Origin of the sequence: Agromyces sp. NPDC058110, assembly GCF_042884735.1 — a bacterium.
GTDB lineage: Bacteria > Actinomycetota > Actinomycetes > Actinomycetales > Microbacteriaceae > Agromyces.
Map to the genome: position 1 here is coordinate 96,357 of NZ_JBHVTI010000002.1, position 17,967 is coordinate 114,323.

At 70.7% G+C, this 17,967-nt stretch carries 14 protein-coding genes; 7 read left to right on the plus strand and 7 right to left on the minus strand.

Annotated elements, in window-relative coordinates:
* Positions 1-213 precede the first annotated feature (213 nt).
* Positions 214-1,500 carry an ABC transporter substrate-binding protein gene (locus tag ACFVS8_RS05105; protein ID WP_387058428.1) on the plus strand — a complete coding sequence of 429 codons (1,287 nt, stop codon included), beginning with the start codon at positions 214-216 and terminating at the stop codon, positions 1,498-1,500.
* 621 nt (positions 1,501-2,121) lie between these two features.
* On the opposite strand, the gene ACFVS8_RS05110 is transcribed toward ACFVS8_RS05105, so the two are convergent.
* The 4 genes from ACFVS8_RS05110 to ACFVS8_RS05125 are packed head-to-tail and all read right to left on the minus strand — an operon-like array spanning position 2,122 to position 6,180.
* Positions 2,122-2,862 (minus strand): ABC transporter ATP-binding protein, encoded by a 741-nt coding sequence (locus tag ACFVS8_RS05110; protein ID WP_387058431.1) that lies wholly within the window; start codon positions 2,860-2,862, stop codon positions 2,122-2,124.
* On the minus strand, positions 2,859-3,917 hold the full coding sequence (locus ACFVS8_RS05115) for an ABC transporter ATP-binding protein (protein WP_387058433.1): 1,059 nt from the start codon (positions 3,915-3,917) through the stop codon (positions 2,859-2,861). The genes ACFVS8_RS05110 and ACFVS8_RS05115 overlap by 4 nt, the downstream gene beginning before the upstream one ends.
* Complete coding sequence (locus ACFVS8_RS05120) at positions 3,907-4,887, minus strand: branched-chain amino acid ABC transporter permease (RefSeq protein WP_387058436.1); 981 nt, start codon at positions 4,885-4,887, stop codon at positions 3,907-3,909. Before ACFVS8_RS05120 ends, ACFVS8_RS05115 begins: the two co-directional genes overlap by 11 nt.
* 9 nt (positions 4,888-4,896) lie before the next feature.
* Positions 4,897-6,180, minus strand: a complete 1,284-nt coding sequence (locus ACFVS8_RS05125) for a branched-chain amino acid ABC transporter permease (protein ID WP_387058439.1) — start codon at positions 6,178-6,180, stop codon at positions 4,897-4,899.
* A gap of 374 nt (positions 6,181-6,554) precedes the next feature.
* Here ACFVS8_RS05125 and guaB point away from each other — a divergent pair, with 374 nt between their 5' ends.
* Complete coding sequence (gene guaB / locus ACFVS8_RS05130) at positions 6,555-8,057, plus strand: IMP dehydrogenase (protein WP_387058442.1); 1,503 nt, start codon at positions 6,555-6,557, stop codon at positions 8,055-8,057.
* 129 nt (positions 8,058-8,186) lie between these two features.
* Here guaB and ACFVS8_RS05135 read toward each other — a convergent pair whose 3' ends face one another.
* Both ACFVS8_RS05135 and ACFVS8_RS05140 read right to left on the minus strand, forming a co-directional pair.
* Complete coding sequence (locus tag ACFVS8_RS05135; RefSeq protein WP_387058445.1) at positions 8,187-9,350, minus strand: acyl-CoA dehydrogenase family protein; 1,164 nt, start codon at positions 9,348-9,350, stop codon at positions 8,187-8,189.
* A gap of 129 nt (positions 9,351-9,479) precedes the next feature.
* Positions 9,480-10,712 carry a MalY/PatB family protein gene (locus ACFVS8_RS05140; protein ID WP_387058448.1) on the minus strand — a complete coding sequence of 411 codons (1,233 nt, stop codon included), beginning with the start codon at positions 10,710-10,712 and terminating at the stop codon, positions 9,480-9,482.
* Between the two features lie 230 nt (positions 10,713-10,942).
* Here ACFVS8_RS05140 and ACFVS8_RS05145 point away from each other — a divergent pair, with 230 nt between their 5' ends.
* From ACFVS8_RS05145 to ACFVS8_RS05160, 4 genes are all read left to right on the plus strand, one after another.
* Positions 10,943-12,691: an ABC-F family ATP-binding cassette domain-containing protein gene (locus tag ACFVS8_RS05145; protein WP_387058450.1), complete on the plus strand. Its 1,749-nt coding sequence runs from the start codon at positions 10,943-10,945 to the stop codon at positions 12,689-12,691.
* Between the two features lie 92 nt (positions 12,692-12,783).
* Entirely contained in the window at positions 12,784-13,911 is a 1,128-nt protein-coding gene (locus tag ACFVS8_RS05150) for a GuaB3 family IMP dehydrogenase-related protein (RefSeq protein WP_387058453.1), read from the plus strand.
* A 112-nt stretch (positions 13,912-14,023) separates the two neighbouring features.
* On the plus strand, positions 14,024-15,817 hold the full coding sequence (locus ACFVS8_RS05155; protein WP_387058455.1) for a glycerol-3-phosphate dehydrogenase/oxidase: 1,794 nt from the start codon (positions 14,024-14,026) through the stop codon (positions 15,815-15,817).
* Positions 15,818-16,031: 214 nt separating this feature from the next.
* Positions 16,032-16,832 (plus strand): SURF1 family cytochrome oxidase biogenesis protein, encoded by an 801-nt coding sequence (locus ACFVS8_RS05160; RefSeq protein ID WP_387058457.1) that lies wholly within the window; start codon positions 16,032-16,034, stop codon positions 16,830-16,832.
* Here the strand turns inward: ACFVS8_RS05160 and ACFVS8_RS05165 are convergent.
* Positions 16,816-17,226 carry a VOC family protein gene (locus ACFVS8_RS05165; protein WP_387058459.1) on the minus strand — a complete coding sequence of 137 codons (411 nt, stop codon included), beginning with the start codon at positions 17,224-17,226 and terminating at the stop codon, positions 16,816-16,818. The two genes, ACFVS8_RS05160 and ACFVS8_RS05165, sit on opposite strands and share 17 nt — an antisense overlap.
* Before the next feature lie 88 nt (positions 17,227-17,314).
* On the opposite strand from ACFVS8_RS05165, the gene ACFVS8_RS05170 reads away from it, so the two are divergent.
* Complete coding sequence (locus ACFVS8_RS05170) at positions 17,315-17,965, plus strand: TetR/AcrR family transcriptional regulator (RefSeq protein ID WP_387058462.1); 651 nt, start codon at positions 17,315-17,317, stop codon at positions 17,963-17,965.
* The last annotated feature ends 2 nt before the right edge of the window (positions 17,966-17,967 follow it).

Here is a 17,967-nt window from a genome sequence, read left to right on the forward strand (position 1 = left end):
CCGAACCGGGGCCGCCGGAGGCAACGCCGACGGTGGATTCCTGCGTGAGAACGCCCCTCGACGATCGAATTGTGACGGCGAGGTAACACTTCGGACAGTGTTATCGGGTTGTGACCGGGATTCCTTTGCACGGGGCCGCTCGCCGAATACTGTGACAGAACGGCGAGCCTCAGCCCGCTGGTTTGAAACAATCCTTCAGTCCCAAGGAGCAACATGAGCGTATTCGGCACGTCCCGACCCGCTCGTTCGCGCGGCAAGGTCTGGGCAGGGGTCGCGGTCGCCGCGACGAGCGCCCTCCTCCTCTCCGCCTGCGCGAGCGGCGAGACCGATTCCGGATCGGAGGGCGGCTCGGGCCAGCGCGACGAGCTGGCCCTCACCATCGGCACGGCCCTGCCCCAGACCGGCAACCTGGCCTTCCTCGGCCCGCCCGAAGAGGCCGGCGTGGCGTACGCGACGTCGCAGATCAACGCCGCCACGGCCGACACCGGGCTGAGCCTCGACGTCGTCTACGGCGACTCGGGCGACACCGACAACAAGGCCTACGAGACCGAGATCCCCCGCCTCCTCGGCGAGGACGTCTCCGCCATCATCGGCGCGGCGTCGTCGGGCACCTCGCTCCAGTTCATCGACCAGGTCGTCGGTGCCGGCGTCATCCAGTTCTCGCCGGCCAACACGTCCGACGCGTTCACCACGTACGACGACAACGGCCTGTACTTCCGCACGGCTCCGTCCGACGTGCTCCAGGGCGAGGTCCTCGGCAACCTGATCGCCGAAGACGGCAACCAGACGCTCGGCCTCATCGTGCTGAACGACTCGTACGGCACCGGTCTCGCGAAGTACATCACCGAGGCCTTCGAGGCCGCCGGTGGCGAGGTCGTCGCGGCGCCCACGTACAACACGGGTGACACGACGTTCGACGCGCAGGTCAGCGAGGTCCTCGCGGCCGACCCCGACGCCATCGCACTGGTGACGTTCGACGAGGTCTCGACCATCCTCCCCAGCCTCTTCGGGGCGTTCCCGGCCGACAAGCTCTACTTCGTCGACGGCAACCTGAAGAACTTCGCCGACGCGTTCCCCGCCGGCTCCCTCACGGGCGCCAAGGGCACGCTGCCGGGTCTGACGATCGACTCGATCTCGGACTTCACCGGTGAGCTCGACACGTTCCTCGAAGAAGAAGGCACCCCGGCACTCGAGGACTACAGCTACGCTGCCGAGTCCTTCGACGCCACGGTGCTGCTGGCCCTCGCATCGCTCGCCGCGAACTCGACCGACCCGGCCGCGATCGCCGAGAAGCTGATCGAGGTCTCCGGTGGCTCGGGCGACGGCGAGAAGTGCTCCACGTACGCCGAGTGCGCGGACATCATCGTCGGTGGCGGCACGGCCGACTACGACGGCATCTCCGGTCCGATCACGTTCGACGAGGTCGGCGACCCGACCGAGGCGTCGATCGGCATCTACCAGTACGGCGACGACAACAACTACGTCGCGTACGAGGGCTGAGTCAGACTCAGTCCGACCCGAACACGGAAGGGCCCCGGTCTTCGGACCGGGGCCCTTTCGTGCGCCCGCTCGACGCGCGCTCGCGGACGTCTCGCGGTCGACGGCCCCCTCGGGCCCGGCGAACCCCGAGCGTCCCGGAGCGGAGCCGCTGCGGGCTGGGGATGCCTGCGACGGGTGATGAGGCCCCGGCTGCGTTTGGAGGCCGGGCGTCCGCGGCAGGCCCGGGCGGTGTTCGGCCGTCCGTCCCCGGCAGGCGGGGTCGTGTGTCAGCGCGTGCCTCCGGCCGACCAGCGCCTGGTGTCGGCGGCCGAGCATTCCGGCGGACCGGCCGCCAGTCAGGTTCGGTGCGTCCCTGCACGTCCAAAGCAGCCCGGGCCTCGCGGAGGATGAACCGGGCCGGTCGCGTGGCGGAGGCGCCCTGTGCGGCCTTTGCACGCCGACTGCGCCTTCCCGACTGCGTCCTCCCGCGCGGCGGCGGGCGCATGCGCTGTGCCGCCCGTGGCGTTTAGCGGCAGCGTGGGCGTTCCGCGCAGAAGGGGCTCAAGGGGCCGGCCGGCGGCGACGCGAAACGGCGGGCCCTCGCTCTCGCGAGGACCCGCCGTTCGGGTGTTCGGTCGTCGGCTACTTGCCGAGCGTGCCGAGGTAGAGCTCGGTGACCTTCGGGTCGTTCAGCAGCTCGCGGCCGGTGCCCGTGTAGGCGTCGCGGCCCTGGTCGAGCACGTACCCGCGGTCGCAGATCTGCAGGCATCGACGAGCGTTCTGCTCGACCATGATGCAGGTCACCCCCGCCTTGTTGATCTCGGAGACGCGGATGAACGCCTCGTCCTGACGCACGGGGGAGAGGCCGGCGGAGGGCTCGTCGAGCAGGAGCACCTTCGGGTCCATCATGAGCGCCCGGCTCATGGCCACCATCTGGCGCTCGCCGCCCGAGAGCGATCCGGCGCGCTGCTTCAGCCGCTTGCCGAGCTCCGAGAAGATGCCCGTGACGAACTCGAGGCGCTCTTTGTAGATGCCGGGGCGCTGGAAGAGCCCCATCTGCAGGTTCTCCTCGATGGTCAGGCTCGGGAACACGTTGTTCGTCTGGGGGATGAACCCGACGCCGCGTCCGACGAGCTTGTTCGCCTTGAGGCCCGTGATGTCCTCGCCCTCGAGCGAGATCGTGCCCTGGCGGATGTTCACCTGGCCGAAGATCGCCTTGAGCAGCGTCGACTTGCCGGCGCCGTTCGGGCCGATGATGCCGATGAGTTCGCCCTGTTCGGCGACGAGGGAGCATCCGTTCAGGATGTTGACCCCGGGCAGGTAGCCCGCGTGCACGTCGTCGATGAAGACGACGGGCGTGCGGGTCGCGGTCACGTCGGTCACTGGTCCTTCTCCTTGCTGCCGTCGCCGAACTCGGCTTCGGCTTCGGCGACGCCCGCGTTGGCGAGCTCGTCGGCGTCGACCGACTCGGATGCCGAGGCATCCGTCGTCGGGTCGGCCTCTTCGGCCGCGACACGGCCGGTCACGACCCCGAGGTCGAGCTCCTGGTGCGCGCCGAGGTAGGCGTCGATCACGGCAGGATCCTGCATCACGGTGTACGGATCACCCTCGGCGACCACCTTGCCCTCGGCCATCACGACCACCCAGTCGGCGATGTGGCGGACCATGTGCATGTCGTGCTCGACGAAGAGCACGGTCATGCCCTCGTCCTTCAGGTCGAGGATGTGGTCGAGCAGCGACTGGGTGAGCGCCGGGTTGACGCCGGCCATCGGCTCGTCGAGCATCACGAGCTTGGGGTCGCTCATGAGCGCTCGCGCCATCTCGAGGAGCTTGCGCTGCCCGCCCGAGAGGCTCGCCGCGAAGTCGGGTGCCTTGGTGTCGAGCTTGAACTTCGCGAGGAGCTCCATGGCGCGCCGCTCGATCTGGGCGTCCTGCCCGCGCCAGGCGGCGGGGATCAGGCTCTGCCAGAACCGCTCGCCGCGCTGGCCCTTGGCGCCGAGCTTCATGTTCTCGAGCACCGTGAGCAGGCCGAGGGCCTTGGTCAGCTGGAACGTGCGGACCTGGCCCATGCGGGCCATCTTGAACGCGGGAACGCCCGAGATCGAACGGCCGTCGAAGGTCCACGTGCCCTCGTTGGGCTTATCGAACCCGGTCAGCAGGTTGAACAGCGTGGTCTTGCCCGCACCGTTCGGTCCGATGAGGGCCGTGATCGCGTTGCGCGGGATCTCGAGGTGCTCGACGTCGACGGCCGTGAGGCCGCCGAAGGTGCGGCGCACGCCGTCGACCACGATGATCGGGTCGACCTTGGCGACGCCGGGCCTGGCGTCTCCGACGTGCAGGCCCGTCGTCTTGGGGCGGGCGACGGGTGCGGACGCGGTCGTCGTGTCGACCGCATCGTCGGTGGTGGGCTCGGTGGGAGCCGGGATCTCACTTGACAAAGGTCAGCTCCTTCTTGTTGCCGAGGAGGCCCTGCGGCATGAAGATCACGAGCAGCATGAGCGCGACACCCACGAGGATGAAGCGCAGGGTGCCTGCCTGGATCTGCGTCATGAACGGCAGCACGCCCGCCTGCACGAGTGCCGGCAGGAAGTTGCTGAGGAAGGTCTGCAGCACCCAGAAGATGAGCGAGCCGAGCAGCGGGCCGAAGACCGTCGCCGCGCCGCCGAGCAGCAGCGCCGTCCAGACGAAGAACGTGAGCGAGGTCACGTACACGCCGGGGCTGACCGCCGAGGGCAGGGCGTAGACGATGCCGCCGGCCGCCGCGAGCACGCCACCGAGCACGAGCGCCTGCAGCTTGTACGAGAAGGCGTTCTTGCCCAGCGCGCGCACGGCGTCTTCATCTTCGCGGATGCCCTTGAGCACGCGGCCCCACGGGCTGCGCATGAGCATCCAGACGACGAGCACCGCGAGGCCGAGCGTGACGAGGCCGAGGATGCGGACCCACCAGTCGTTCTCGTTGTAGGTCCACGGGCCGATGCCGTACGTGCCCTGCGGCAGCGGATTGTCGCCGCGGAAGCTCGCGTGGTAGCCGCTCAGGCCGTCGGCCGACCCGGTGACCTCGTCGAACGCGGTCGTCAGGAACAGCAGGCGGACGACCTCGGCGGCCGCGATCGTCACGATCGCGAGGTAGTCGCCTCGCAGTCGCAGGGTCGGCACACCGAGGATGAGGGCGAAGACCGCGGCGGCCGCGAGGCCGATGATCGCGGCGAGCCACCAGGGCAGGTCGAACGTGAGGATCGAGATGGCGTAGCCGTACGCGCCGATGGCCATGAAGCCCGCGATGCCCATGTTGAGCAGGCCCGCGTAGCCGAAGTGCACCGCGAGGCCGAGGGCCGCGAGCGCGTAGCCGATCGTCGCCGGGCTGAGGATCGACGATGCCGTGTTGGAGAGAATCTGAAGCCAGTCCATGATGCGCGCCTAACCGATTCTCTCTCGTCGGCCCAGGATGCCCTGTGGCCGGAACAGCAGGATGACGATGAGGATGACGAGGGCACCCGCGTACTTGAGGTCGTCGGGGATCCAGAGGCCCGACACCTCGACGATCACGCCCACGATGAGCGAGCCGATGAGGGCGCCGTAGGCCGTGCCGAGACCGCCGAGGGTGACCGCGGCGAACATCAGCAGCAGCACCTGCGCGCCCATGTCCCACTTGATGCCCGGGCGGTAGTACGCGTAGAGGATGCCCGCGAGGCCGGCGAGTGCGCCGGCGATGATCCAGACGACGCGCACGACGTGGTCGACGTCGATGCCGGATGCCGAGGCCAGCGACGGGTTGTCGCTGATCGCGCGGGTGGCCTTGCCGAGACGGGAGCGCGTGAGCCAGATGGCGAAGCCGACGATCACGATGACCGAGATCGCGATCGACGCGATGTCGATGCCGCTCAGCTGGATCGGCCCGAACGACATCTTCGGCGCGGTCGCGTACGGCAGCTGCGTCGTGCCGCCGCCGATGAAGAACTGGAAGGTGTACCGCATGGCGAGCGAGAGGCCGATGCTCACGATCATGAGCTGCACCACGCCGACGCGCTTGCGCCGCAGCGGCCGCCACAGGATTACGTCGAGCAGGAGGCCGAGGCCCGCGCTGAGCACGACGGCGAGCGGGAGCCCGATCCAGAGCGGGAGCGCCATCGACCCGGCGCTCACCAGGAAGGATGCCGCGACCGCGCCGAACGTGACCATCTCGCCGTGCGCGAAGTTCGAGATCCCGGTCGTGCCGAACACGAGCGAGAGGCCGACGGCCGCGAGCGCGAGCATGAGGCCGAAGTTGATGCCCTGCACGAAGCGCTGGATGAACTGGTCCCAGATGCTGGTGACGTTGCGCTCGCCCTCGCCGATGAAGAAGTTCACGGTCACGCGCCCACCGGCGCCCACCGTGACGTCCTTCTCGTTCGGGCTGTCGTCTTCGGGGTCGACGACCGCGATGCCCTCGGGGAGGGTCTCCTCGTCGAGCGTGACGGTGTAGTCGTCCTTCTCGGGCACGCTCACGCGCCACTGGCCGTTCTCGTCGGTCTCGACCTCTTGTTCACCGCCCGGCCCGTCGATCGTGAGCTTCACGCCCTCGAGGGGTTCGCCGTCGAGTTGGACGTTGCCGCTGATGCGGTACGGGTCGCCCTCGGCGGCCATGGCGGGTGAAGCGGTCAATGCGAAGACGCCGAGCATGGCAGCTGTGACGGCGATGATGGCGCCGAGCAGCCTGATCATGCGACCGGGTGGGTACGCGACGGCAGGGGATGGGGATCTCACGAAACCTCCAGGTTGGGACACCACGGCGACAGGAGTCCCATCGACCGTGAAGGAGACGTTATGAGCGTAGTGTGTCGTCCGTGTTTCGCATGCCCCACGTTCGGGAACCGCAGCCGAATCGTGAGAAACGCAACGGACGTGCGGCACGGGGCGATCTCGCGCACGGGACCTGCGCGCACCGCTCGCGCGTACGCTCCCGCGCGCTCCCACGCTCGTGCGCGCGCGGGGAATACTCCCAGCGCCGCCTCGATTAGACTCGGTAGACACCGTGCAAGGCCCTTCGCGCCGGCGGTGCACTTCGATGCCGACCACGCGATAAAAGGGGCGCCCCAATGGAACAGCACGACCCGTTCGGATTCATCGGACTCACGTACGACGACGTGCTGCTGCTCCCCGGGCCCACCGACGTGATCCCGAGCGAGGCCGACACGAGTTCGCGGCTCACCCGCCGCATCACCGTGGCGACGCCGCTGCTGTCGGCGGCCATGGACACGGTGACCGAGGCGCGCATGGCGATCGCCATGGCCAGGCAGGGCGGCATCGGCATCCTGCACCGCAACCTCTCGATCGCCGACCAGGCCGACATGGTCGACCGCGTGAAGCGCAGCGAGTCGGGCATGGTCTCGAACCCCGTCACGACGACACCCGATGCGACGGTCGCCGAGGTCGACGCCCTCTGCGCGACCTACCGCGTGAGCGGCCTGCCGGTCGTCGAGGACGACGGCATCCTCGTGGGCATCATCTCGAACCGCGACATGCGCTTCGTCTCCGAGTTCGAGAAGTCGACCACCAGGGTGGCCGACGTCATGACGAAGGCGCCGCTCATCACGGGTCGCGTGGGCATGAATCCCGACGAGGCGCTCGCGATCTTCGCGAAGCACAAGGTCGAGAAGCTGCCCCTCGTCGATGACGAGGGACGCCTCACGGGCCTCATCACGGTCAAGGACTTCGACAAGTCCGAGCAGTACCCGAACGCCACGAAGGACGCCGAGGGGCGTCTGCGCGTCGGTGCCGCGATCGGCTTCTTCGGCGACGCGTGGGAGCGCGCAGAGGCGCTGCGCGACGCGGGTGTCGACGTCATCGTCGTCGACACCGCCAACGGCCACTCGGCCGGCGTGATCGACATGGTCAAGCGCATCAAGGCCGACCCGACCTTCGACCACATCGACGTCATCGGCGGCCAGGCCGCGACCCGCGAGGGCGCCCAGGCGCTCATCGACGCCGGAGTCGACGCCGTGAAGGTGGGCGTCGGGCCCGGCTCGATCTGCACCACGCGCATCGTCGCCGGCGTCGGCGTTCCCCAGGTCACGGCCATCTACGAGTCGTACCTCGCGGCGCGCGAGGCCGGGGTGCCGATCATCGCCGACGGCGGCCTGCAGTACTCGGGCGACATCGCCAAGGCGCTCGTCGCGGGTGCCGACACCGTCATGATCGGTTCGCTGCTCGCCGGCACCGACGAGTCGCCCGGCGACGTCGTGTTCCAGGGCGGCAAGCAGTTCAAGCTCTACCGCGGCATGGGCTCGCTCGGCGCGATGCAGACGCGCGGCAAGAACACCTCGTACTCGAAGGACCGTTACTTCCAGGCCGACGTGCCGAGCGACGACAAGCTCATCCCCGAGGGCATCGAGGGCCAGGTCGCGTACCGCGGTTCGGTCGCGGCCGTCACCCACCAGCTGGTCGGCGGCCTCCGCCAGTCGATGTTCTACGTGGGCGGGCACACCATCGCCGAGCTTAAGGCCAAGGGCAAGTTCGTGCGCATCACTGCGGCGGGCCTCAAGGAGTCGCACCCGCACGACGTGCAGATCGTGGTCGAGGCGCCGAACTACAAGCGCTGATCGGCGACGCCGATCGACGCGAACGGCTCCGGCGGGATTCCGCCGGAGCCGTTCGTCGTTGCCGGCCCCTTCTGAGAGGGCGGTCGGATGCCTCGGCACCGGCGCCGCGGCATCCGACCGCCGGTGCGATCAGGCCTTGCCGACGAGCGCGCGGCTCACGATGTCGCGCATGATCTCGTTCGATCCGCCGTAGATGCGGTGCACGCGGGCGTCGGCGAAGGCGCGCGCGATCGGGTACTCGAGGATGTAGCCGTAGCCGCCGAAGAGCTGGAGGCAGGCGTCGAGCACCTCCCACTCGCGTTCGGTCGTCCAGAACTTGACCTTCGCGGCCTCCTCGGCCGAGAGCCTGCCTGCCGCGTAGGCGAGGAGCGCCCGGTCGATGTACGCCCAGAGCGCATCGACCGTCGCGGCGATGTCGGCGAGCTGGAAGCGCGTGTTCTGGAAGTCGGCGATGCGCGAGCCGAACGCCTCGCGTTCGCGCACGTACGCGAGCGTCCAGTCGAGGCCGGCCTGCGCGGCGGAGACCGCGGCGACGCCGATCGAGAGGCGCTCGAGGGGGAGGTTGCGCATGAGCTGCACGAAGCCGTGCCCCTCCTCGCCGCCGAGCAGGTTCTCGTCGGGCACGAAGACGTCGGTGAACGAGAGCTCGGCGGTGTCGTGCCCGTGGAAGCCGATCTTCTCGAGCTTCTTGCCGTGATCGAACCCCGGCGTGCCGTCTTCGACGAGGAGGATGCTGAAGGCGTCGGGCCGGTTGCCCTCGCCGGTCTTCACGAAGGTCACGACGACGTCGGCCGTGGCACCCGACGAGATGAACGTCTTCGCGCCGTTCACGAGGTAGCCGCCGTCGACCTTCTTCGCGGTCGTGCGGATGCCGCGGAGATCGGAACCCGCACCGGGTTCGGTCATCGCGAGTGCGCCGATGACCTCGGCGGTCGCCATTCGGGGCAGCCACTTCGCCTGCTGCTCTGGCGTGCCCATGTGCACGAGGTAGGGCACGGCCAGGTCGTCTTGGATGCCGAACGCGCCCGCCAGCGATCCGGCGCCCGCCGCGATGATCTCCTCGTTCACGACGGTGCGGAAGCGGTAGTCCTGCAGCATGCCGCCGCCGCCGAACTCCTCGGGCACCGAGAGGCCGAGGATGCCGGCCTCGGCGGCCGCCTTCATCGTGTCGCGGTCGACCTCGCCGTCCGCGTCCCAGCGGGCGCGGTCGGCGTTGGTGACGTGCCGCTTCACGAACTCCCGCACCAGGTCGCGGAAGGCCTCGTGGTCTTCGTCGTAGATGTCGCGCTCCATCGCGTGACCCCTTCTCGTCGTCGAGTCCGCCCCGAGGCGAGCGCGTCGGGGCCTGTCCAGCGATCCTAGGCTGGCCGGCCGACGCTGGTCACACCCGGCCGACGCGGGTCACGCATCCGGTGGCGCGGGTCACGCATCCGCGGGTGCGACGCGCGCGTCGGCGAGGCGCTGCACGGCCTCGGCGAGCACCTCGGGCGCGCAGGCGAAGTTGAGGCGGGCGTGGCCGCGGCCGGTGGGGGCGCCGAACTCCGGGCCGGCGGACAGCGCGACGCGCGCGTGCTCGAGCGCGTGGGCGGCCGGGTCGTCGCCCCAGCCGAGCGCACCGAGGTCGAGCCAGGCGAGGTAGGTGGCGTCGGGCACGCGGTAGCGCACGCCCGGCAACTGGTCGGCGACGAGGTCGGCGAGCAGGCGCCGGTTGTCGTCGAGCGAGCCGAGCACGCCGTCGAGCCACCACGTGCCCTCGGCGAACGCCGCGATCGAGGCGAGCACGCCGAACTGGCTCGCACGCCAGCCGACGGCCTCGGGCATGCGGGAGCGCACGCGGTCGGCGCGCTCGGAGTCGGTGACGATCGCGGCGGCCTTGAGCCCCGCGAGGTTGAAGGCCTTGGTCGCGCCCGTCACCACGACGCCGACCTCGCGTGCGGCGTCGGACACGGTGAGGAACGGCGTGAACGCGGCATCCGCCGACGCACCCGGAGAACCCGACGCACCCGATGAACCCGATGCGGCCGACGAAGCGTAGGCGAGCGCCCCGTGCACCTCGTCGGCGACGACGACGGCGCCGTGCCGGTGCGCGATCTCGGCGAGCGAGGCGAGCGACGCGGCGTCGGGCACGTACCCGAGCGGGTTGTGCGGGTTGCACAGCACGATGGCGCGGGCGCCCGCGGCGAACGCGGCGTCGATGCCGTCGAGGTCGAGCGCCCATCCGTCGTCGATGCCGCCGTGCATGGGCACCTCGACGAGGCGGTGACCCGCTTCGCCGACGTATCCGAAGAACGGCGGGTAGACCGGGGGAGTGAGGATGACGCCGGAGCCCGGCTCGATCGAAGCGCGGAGCACCTCGACGATGCCCGTGCCGACGTCGCTCGCGAGCGAGACCCTGGCCGGATCGACGCGCCAGCCGAACCGCGCGGCGCTGAACCCGGCGAACGACTCGGCGAATGCGGGCAGCATCCCGGCGTAGCCGGTGTCGGAGCGGCGCGCCGCGTCGTGCAGCACCTCGGCGATCGGCCCGGCGAGCGGGTAGTCCATCTCGGCGATGAACAGCGGCAGCACGTCGTCGGGGTAGGCGCGCCATTTGACGCTCGTGCGCAGGCGCAGCGCGTCGATGGGATCGGCCGGGATGCGGTGCAGTGCGGGCATGCCTCCAGCATGGGGCATCCGGTCGGCGGATGTCTCGGGCCGGCCTCCCTGCCGCGCAGCCCCGGTCAGGCGTAGCCGCCCTCCTCGCGGCCCCCGATCGCGCGACCGCGACCGGCCCGCGGCCCGCGCGGTCGCGGCCCGCGCCGCGCGCATGTATCCTGATCGGCTGCCTCGGCGCCGCCTCGCACCCGTCACCCGACGTGCGACGCGAATCGGAAACGGATCGTCCCATGGGGTTCATCGACGTCAACGGCGTCTCCTTCTCGCTGCCCGACGGCAGGCCGCTGCTCTCGGACCTCGCGTTCCGCGTGGTCGATGGGCGCACGACCGCGCTCATCGGCGCGAACGGCGCGGGCAAGTCGACGCTGCTGCGCATCATCCGCGGCGAGCTGCGCCCCGACGAGGGCAGCGTACAGGTCGACGGCGGGCTCGGCGTCATGGACCAGTTCGTGGGCCGCTCGGCCGCCGTCGGCTCCGACGCGGGCGCTGCCGCAGACGATCAGTGGGCGGATGCCGCATCCGCACGCCCGACGACGGTCGCGGGCCTGCTCGTGTCGGTCGCGCCGACCCGCATCCGTGCCGCGGCGCTCGAGCTCGAGGCATCCGAGAACGCGCTCATCGAGGCCGACGACACGGCGAACCAGATGCGGTACGCGTCGGCGCTCGCCGAGTACGCCGAGGCGGGCGGGTACGAGCAGGAGGTCGTCTGGGACCACTGCACGTCCGCCGCGCTCGGCATCCCGTTCGAGCGGGCCAGGTGGCGCGAGCTCTCGACGCTCTCGGGCGGCGAGCAGAAGCGCCTGGCGCTCGAGGCGCTGCTGCGCGGGCCGGAGCAGGTGCTGCTGCTCGACGAGCCCGACAACTCGCTCGACGTGCCGGGCAAGCGCTGGCTCGAGGGCGCCCTGAAGGCGACGCCGAAGACCGTGCTGCTCGTCTCGCACGACCGGGAGCTGCTCGCGAACGCGGCCGACCGCATCGTGACGCTCGAGGCGTCGCCCGCCGGCAGCAGCGCGTGGGTGCACGGCGGCGGGTTCGGCGGCTACCACGAGGCCCGCGAGGAGCGCTTCGCACGGCTCGACGAGCTGCGTCGCCGCTGGGACGAGCAGCATCTCGCGCTGAAGACCCTCGTGAACACCCTGAAGGTCAAGGCCACGTACAACGACGGCATGGCCTCGCGGTACCAGGCCGCGCTCACGCGCCTGCGCAAGTTCGAGGAGGCCGGCCCGCCCGAGGAGCGGCCACCGGCTCAGGAGGTGTCGATGCGCCTGCGGGGCTCCCGCACGGGCAAGCGCTCGGTCGTGTGCGAGGGCCTCGAGCTCAGCGGGCTCATGAAGCCCTTCGACCTCGAGGTCTGGTACGGCGACCGCGTCGCCGTGCTCGGCTCGAACGGCTCGGGCAAGTCGCACTTCCTGCGCCTGCTCGCGGGCGGGGGCACCGTGCCCGACCGCACGCTCGGACACGTCACGAGCGTGGGCGAGACGCTCGCGCGCGTGCCGCACGAGGGTCGCGCGGTGCTCGGCGCCCGCGTCGTGCCCGGCTGGTTCGCGCAGAACCACGAGCATCCCGAGTTCCGCGGGCGCACGCTGCTCGACATCCTGCACCGGGGCGACGCGAACCGCGACGGCATGGCGCGCGAGGCCGCGAGCTCGGCGCTCGACCGCTACGGGCTCGCGGGCGCCGCGCTGCAGCGGTTCGACGAGCTCTCGGGCGGGCAGCAGGCGCGACTGCAGATCCTGCTGCTCGAGCTCTCCGGCGCGACCCTGCTGCTGCTCGACGAGCCGACCGACAACCTCGACCTCGTCTCGGCCGAGGCGCTCGAGGACGCGCTCTCGCGCTTCGACGGTACGGTGCTCGCGGTCACGCACGACCGCTGGTTCACGCGCAGCTTCGACCGGTTCGTCGTGTTCCGCTCCGACGGGCGGGTCGCCGAGACCGACGCGCCCGTCTGGGACGAGTCGCGGGTCGAGCGCGTGCGGTGAACCGGCGGCGATCGGCAGGGCAGCGGATGCCGCGTGCGGACGCGTGCACGCGGCATCCGCCCGGCCCCGCGACATCCGTTCGATAGGCTGTCATGGTGACTCAGGAGATCGAGATCGGCCGTTCCAAGCGGGGCCGTCGTGTCTACGCGTTCGACGACATCGCCATCGTGCCGAGCCGGCGCACGCGCGACCCCGAAGACGTCTCGGTCGCCTGGTCGATCGACGCGTACCAGTTCGACACCCCCTTCATCGCCGCGCCCATGGACTCGGTGGTGTCGCCGCAGACGGCGATCATGATGGGGCAGCTCGGCGGCCTCGGCGTGCTCGACCTCGAGGGCCTCTGGACCAGGTACGAAGACCCGGAGCCCGTGCTCGCCGAGATCCGCAACCTCGCGCCCGAGCAGGCGACCGTGCGCATGCAGCAGCTCTACTCCGAGCCCATCAAGCCCGAGCTCGTCACGCAGCGCCTCGCCGAGATCCGCGCCGCCGGCGTCACCGTCGCGGGCGCGCTGTCGCCGCAGCGCACGCAGGAGCTCTACGAGACCGTCGTCGCCGCCGGCGTCGACCTGTTCGTGATCCGCGGCACCACGGTCTCGGCCGAGCACGTGTCGAAGAACGTGGAGCCCCTCAACCTCAAGAAGTTCATCTACGAGCTCGACGTGCCCGTCATCGTGGGCGGCGCCTCCACCTACACGGCGGCACTGCACCTCATGCGCACGGGCGCCGCGGGCGTGCTCGTCGGTTTCGGCGGCGGCGCGGCCTCGACCACGCGCGCGACGCTCGGTATCCACGCACCCATGGCCACCGCCGTGGCCGACGTGGCAGGCGCACGTCGCGACTACCTCGACGAGTCTGGCGGGCGGTACGTGCACGTCATCGCCGACGGCGGACTCGGCACCTCCGGCGACATCGTGAAGGCCGTCGCGTGCGGCGCCGACGCGGTCATGCTCGGCACGGCGCTCGCGCGGGCGACCGATGCGCCCGGCGGCGGGTACCACTGGGGCGCCGAGGCGCACCACGCCAAGCTGCCGCGCGGCCGCCGGGTCGAGGTCGGCCAGGTCGGCACGCTCGAGTCGGTGCTCTACGGACCCGCGCCCGCCGCCGACGGCACGGCGAACCTCGTCGGCGCGCTGCGCAGGTCGATGGCCACCACCGGCTACTCCGACCTCAAGGAGTTCCAGCGCGTCGAGGTCGTCGTCGCGCCGTACCAGTCGGTCTGATCGCTGATTCCCGCGATCGAGCTGTGAACCCCTCCTGATCGGGCCGACGCTCGGGTAGCGTTGAACCCGGATCACGCGGTCGCCGTCTGCGATCGCGAGGATGGGGACGACGATGGCGACACAGAGGTCCGCAGCGGCACAGCCCGCGACGAAGTCGAGGGCGAAGGCCACCACGACGGAGGCCCCGGCATCCGTCGCCCGGTCGACGAAGCTCGGCCCCGACGAACGCGAGGCGGCGATCTCCCGCCTGAAGGAGAAGGAGCTCGACATCCTCGTCGTCGGCGGCGGCATCGTCGGCACGGGGGCGGCGCTCGACGCCGTGACGCGAGGCCTGTCGACCGGGCTGCTCGAGGCGCGCGACTGGGCGTCGGGCACGTCGAGCCGGTCGTCGAAGCTCGTGCACGGCGGCATCCGCTACCTCGAGCAGCTCGACTTCAGGCTGGTGCGCGAGGCCCTCATCGAACGCGGACTGCTGCTGCAGCGCATCGCCCCGCACCTCGTGAAGCCCGTGCGGTTCCTGTACCCGCTGAAGAAGCGCGTGTTCGAGCGCTTCTACATCGGCGCGGGCATGATGCTCTACGACATCTTCAGCTACACCGGGGGGCGCCCGCCCGGCGTTCCGCACCACCGGCACCTGTCGAAGCGCCAAGTGATGCGCGCGATCCCGTCGCTGTCGAACGACGCGCTCGTCGGCGGCCTCACCTACTACGACGCGCAGGTCGACGACGCGCGGTACGTGGCATCCCTCGCGCGCACGGCGTCGTCGTACGGCGCGCACGTCGCCTCGCGCGTCAAGGTCGAGGGGTTCATCAAGGTCGGCGAGCGCGTGGTCGGCGTGAAGGCGCACGACCTGCAGAACGACGAGCACTTCGAGATCCGAGCGAAGCAGGTCGTGAACGCGACGGGCGTGTGGACCGACGACACCCAGCGCATGGTGGGCGAGCGCGGCACGTTCAAGGTGCGCGCCTCGAAGGGCATCCACCTCGTGGTGCCGCGCGACCGCATCCAGTCGGCGATGGGCATGATCTTCCGCACCGAGAAGAGCGTGCTGTTCATCATCCCGTGGGGTCGGCACTGGCTCATCGGCACGACCGACACCGACTGGAACCTCGACAAGGCGCACCCGGCGGCGACGGCCGCCGACATCGACTACCTGCTCGAGCACGTGAACGGGGTGCTGGCCATTCCGCTGACCCGTGAAGACGTCGAGGGCGTGTTCGCCGGCCTGCGGCCCCTCCTCGCGGGCGAGAGCGACCAGACGTCGAAGCTCTCGCGCGAGCACATCGTCGCGCACACGGTGCCCGGCCTCGTGGTGGTGGCCGGCGGCAAGTGGACCACCTACCGCATCATGGCGAAAGACGCGATCGACGCGGCCGCCGACGCGCTCGACGGGCGGGTGCCGGCCTCGGCGACGCAGGACATCGCGCTGCTCGGCGCCGAGGGGTACCAGGCCGCGTGGAACAAGCGGGCGAAGATCGCGCGTGCGTTCGACGTGCACAAGGTGCGCATCGAGCACCTGCTGAACCGCTACGGCACGATGACCGACGAGCTGCTCGACCTGATCAGGTCGGATGCCTCGCTCGGCGAGCCGCTGCCGGGCGCCGACGACTACCTCGCGGCGGAGGTCGTGTACGCGGCATCCCACGAGGGCGCCCTGCACCTCGACGACGTGCTCGCCCGTCGCACGCGCATCTCGATCGAGGCGTGGGACCGCGGGGTCTCGGCCGCGCCGGTCGCGGCGAAGCTCATGGCGGGCGTGCTCGGCTGGGACGCCGAGCGCGAGCAGCTCGAGGTCGAGCGGTACCTCGAGCGCGTCGTCGCCGAGCGCGAGTCCCAGCTGCAGCCCGACGACGAGTCGGCCGATCGCGTGCGTCTCGGCGCCCCCGACATCGTCAAGGTCGACTGAGCCTGCGGTGCGGTGCCCGGGGCGGGCACCGCACCACGGGCGGCCGTCGTGCAGCACCGAGGGTGCGGCGCGGGGCCCCGCGACGCCGTGATCACGCCGGTCGTGCCTGCTGCAGACGTCCTGGCTCTCAGGCAGCGCCACGTAGACTCGACTGCATGCCCGAAGCCCAGTCCGCCGACCACGAGCGAGGCATCGGGAACTGATGCTCCAGATGATGCTGCGCCCCCGTTGGGTGCTCGCGCTCCTCTTCGCCCTGGCCGTCGCCGCGGCCTTCGCGCTGCTCGGGCAGTGGCAGATCGAGCGCGCCGTCGAGCAGTCGACGACCGTCGAACGCGCCACCGAAGACGTGCTGCCGATCGGCGACCTCGTGCAGCCCGACTCGCCGACCGAGCAGATCGCGACGGCGCAGCGCGTCGAGGTGCGGGGCATGTACGTGCCGGGTGACACCGTGCTCGTCGAGGGGCGCCTGAATCACGGCGTCGCCGGCTACTGGGTGGTCGCCCATCTCGAGGTGACGGATGCCGCGGCCGGCGGCCTGCCCGTGGCCCTCGGCTGGGCGGCCGACAGTGGGGCCGCGCAGGCGGCCGCCGACGCGTTCGACGCCGACGTCGCGGCAGGCGCGGGCGCCGAGGCGCAGATCGTCGGGCGCTTCCTGCCGAGCGAGGCGCCGGTCGCACCCGACGAAGACGGCGACCCGTTCGCGATGACGACCGTCGCGGTCGCGCAGCTCATCAACGTCTGGGCCGACTACGACGATCGCCCCGTCTACTTCGGCTACGTCACGACGACCGATGCCGCCCCCGGCCTCGAGGCGATCGCCTCGCCCGCGCCCGAGCAGACGTTCGAGCTCAACTGGCTGAACGTCTTCTACGCCGTCGAGTGGGCGGTGTTCGCGGGCTTCGCGGTCTATCTCTGGTACCGGCTCGTGCGCGACGCGGTCGAGCGCGAGGAGCAGGAGGCCGAGGAGGCGGCGGCCGCGACCGCGGAGGCGACGGGCGTCACGACGCGGGACTGAACGCCTCCGCGAACTCCGCCGCCGGCGGGATCTCGGTGATCACGTCGACGAGCACGCCGCCCGGGTCGCGAACGATCACGTGCCGCTGGCCGAACGGCTCGCTGCGGAGCGCTTGCACGACCGGCACGCCGGCCTCGTCGAGGCGGGCGGCGACCGCGTCGACGTCGTCGAGTTCGAGGTTCACGAGCACTCCGCGAGCGGGCTCGCGATGGCCCTCCGGCACCGAGGGATGCGCCGCGTCGAGGAGCGCGAGCTCGTCGCCCGATGCGGGGTGTCTGAGGCTCACGTACCAGTCGGATGCGAACGAGGTCTCGAAGCCGAAGTGCTCGCGGTAGAAGGCCGCGCTCGCGGCGACGTCGGTGGTGCCGAGGACGGGATAGCAACTGCGAAGCATGTGCCCGATTCCTTTCAGATACGTACAGTCTGTATGTATCTGAGTGTCGTTGACATACAGTGTGCATGTCAAGACCCGGGGAGGCACGATGGCGACCAAGGCCGAACAGCGGGAGCGCACCCGCGCCGAGATCGTGCGGATCGCGACGCGCCGGTTCGCCGAGCAGGGCTATGCCGGTGTCGCGCTCGAGGACCTCGTCGCAGAGGCCGGACTCACCCGCGGTGCGCTCTACCACCACTTCGGCAGCAAGGAGGGCCTGTTCCGCGCGGTCGTCGAGCGCGCGCAGGCCGAGGTCGCCGATGCCGTCGACGTTGCCGCATCCGGCGATGGCGATGGCGATGGCGATGGCGCGGGCGACCGCGGCGCGGGTGACGGCGACCGCGAGCAGCTGACGGACCGGTTCCTCGCCGGCTGCCGTGCGTTCCTCGTGGCGAGCCTGGCGCCGGAGGTCCGCCGCATCCTGCTCGTCGACGGCCCCGCGGTCCTCGGCTGGGGAGGCTGGCGCGAGGGCGACCTCCAGACGAGCGCCCGTCTGCTCGCCGAGGGCGTCGAGGAACTCGCCGAGGCCGGCGTCATCGAGACCCGCGGGCTGGCGGCCGTCACGTCGCTCCTGTCGGGGGCGCTCAACGAGGTCGCGCTGGCCAATGCCGAGGCACCCGACCCCGCCCGCGGCATCGACGAGGCCGTCGACGCGCTCCGCCGCATGCTCTCGGGACTTTCACCGTCGCGCGCCACGTAGAC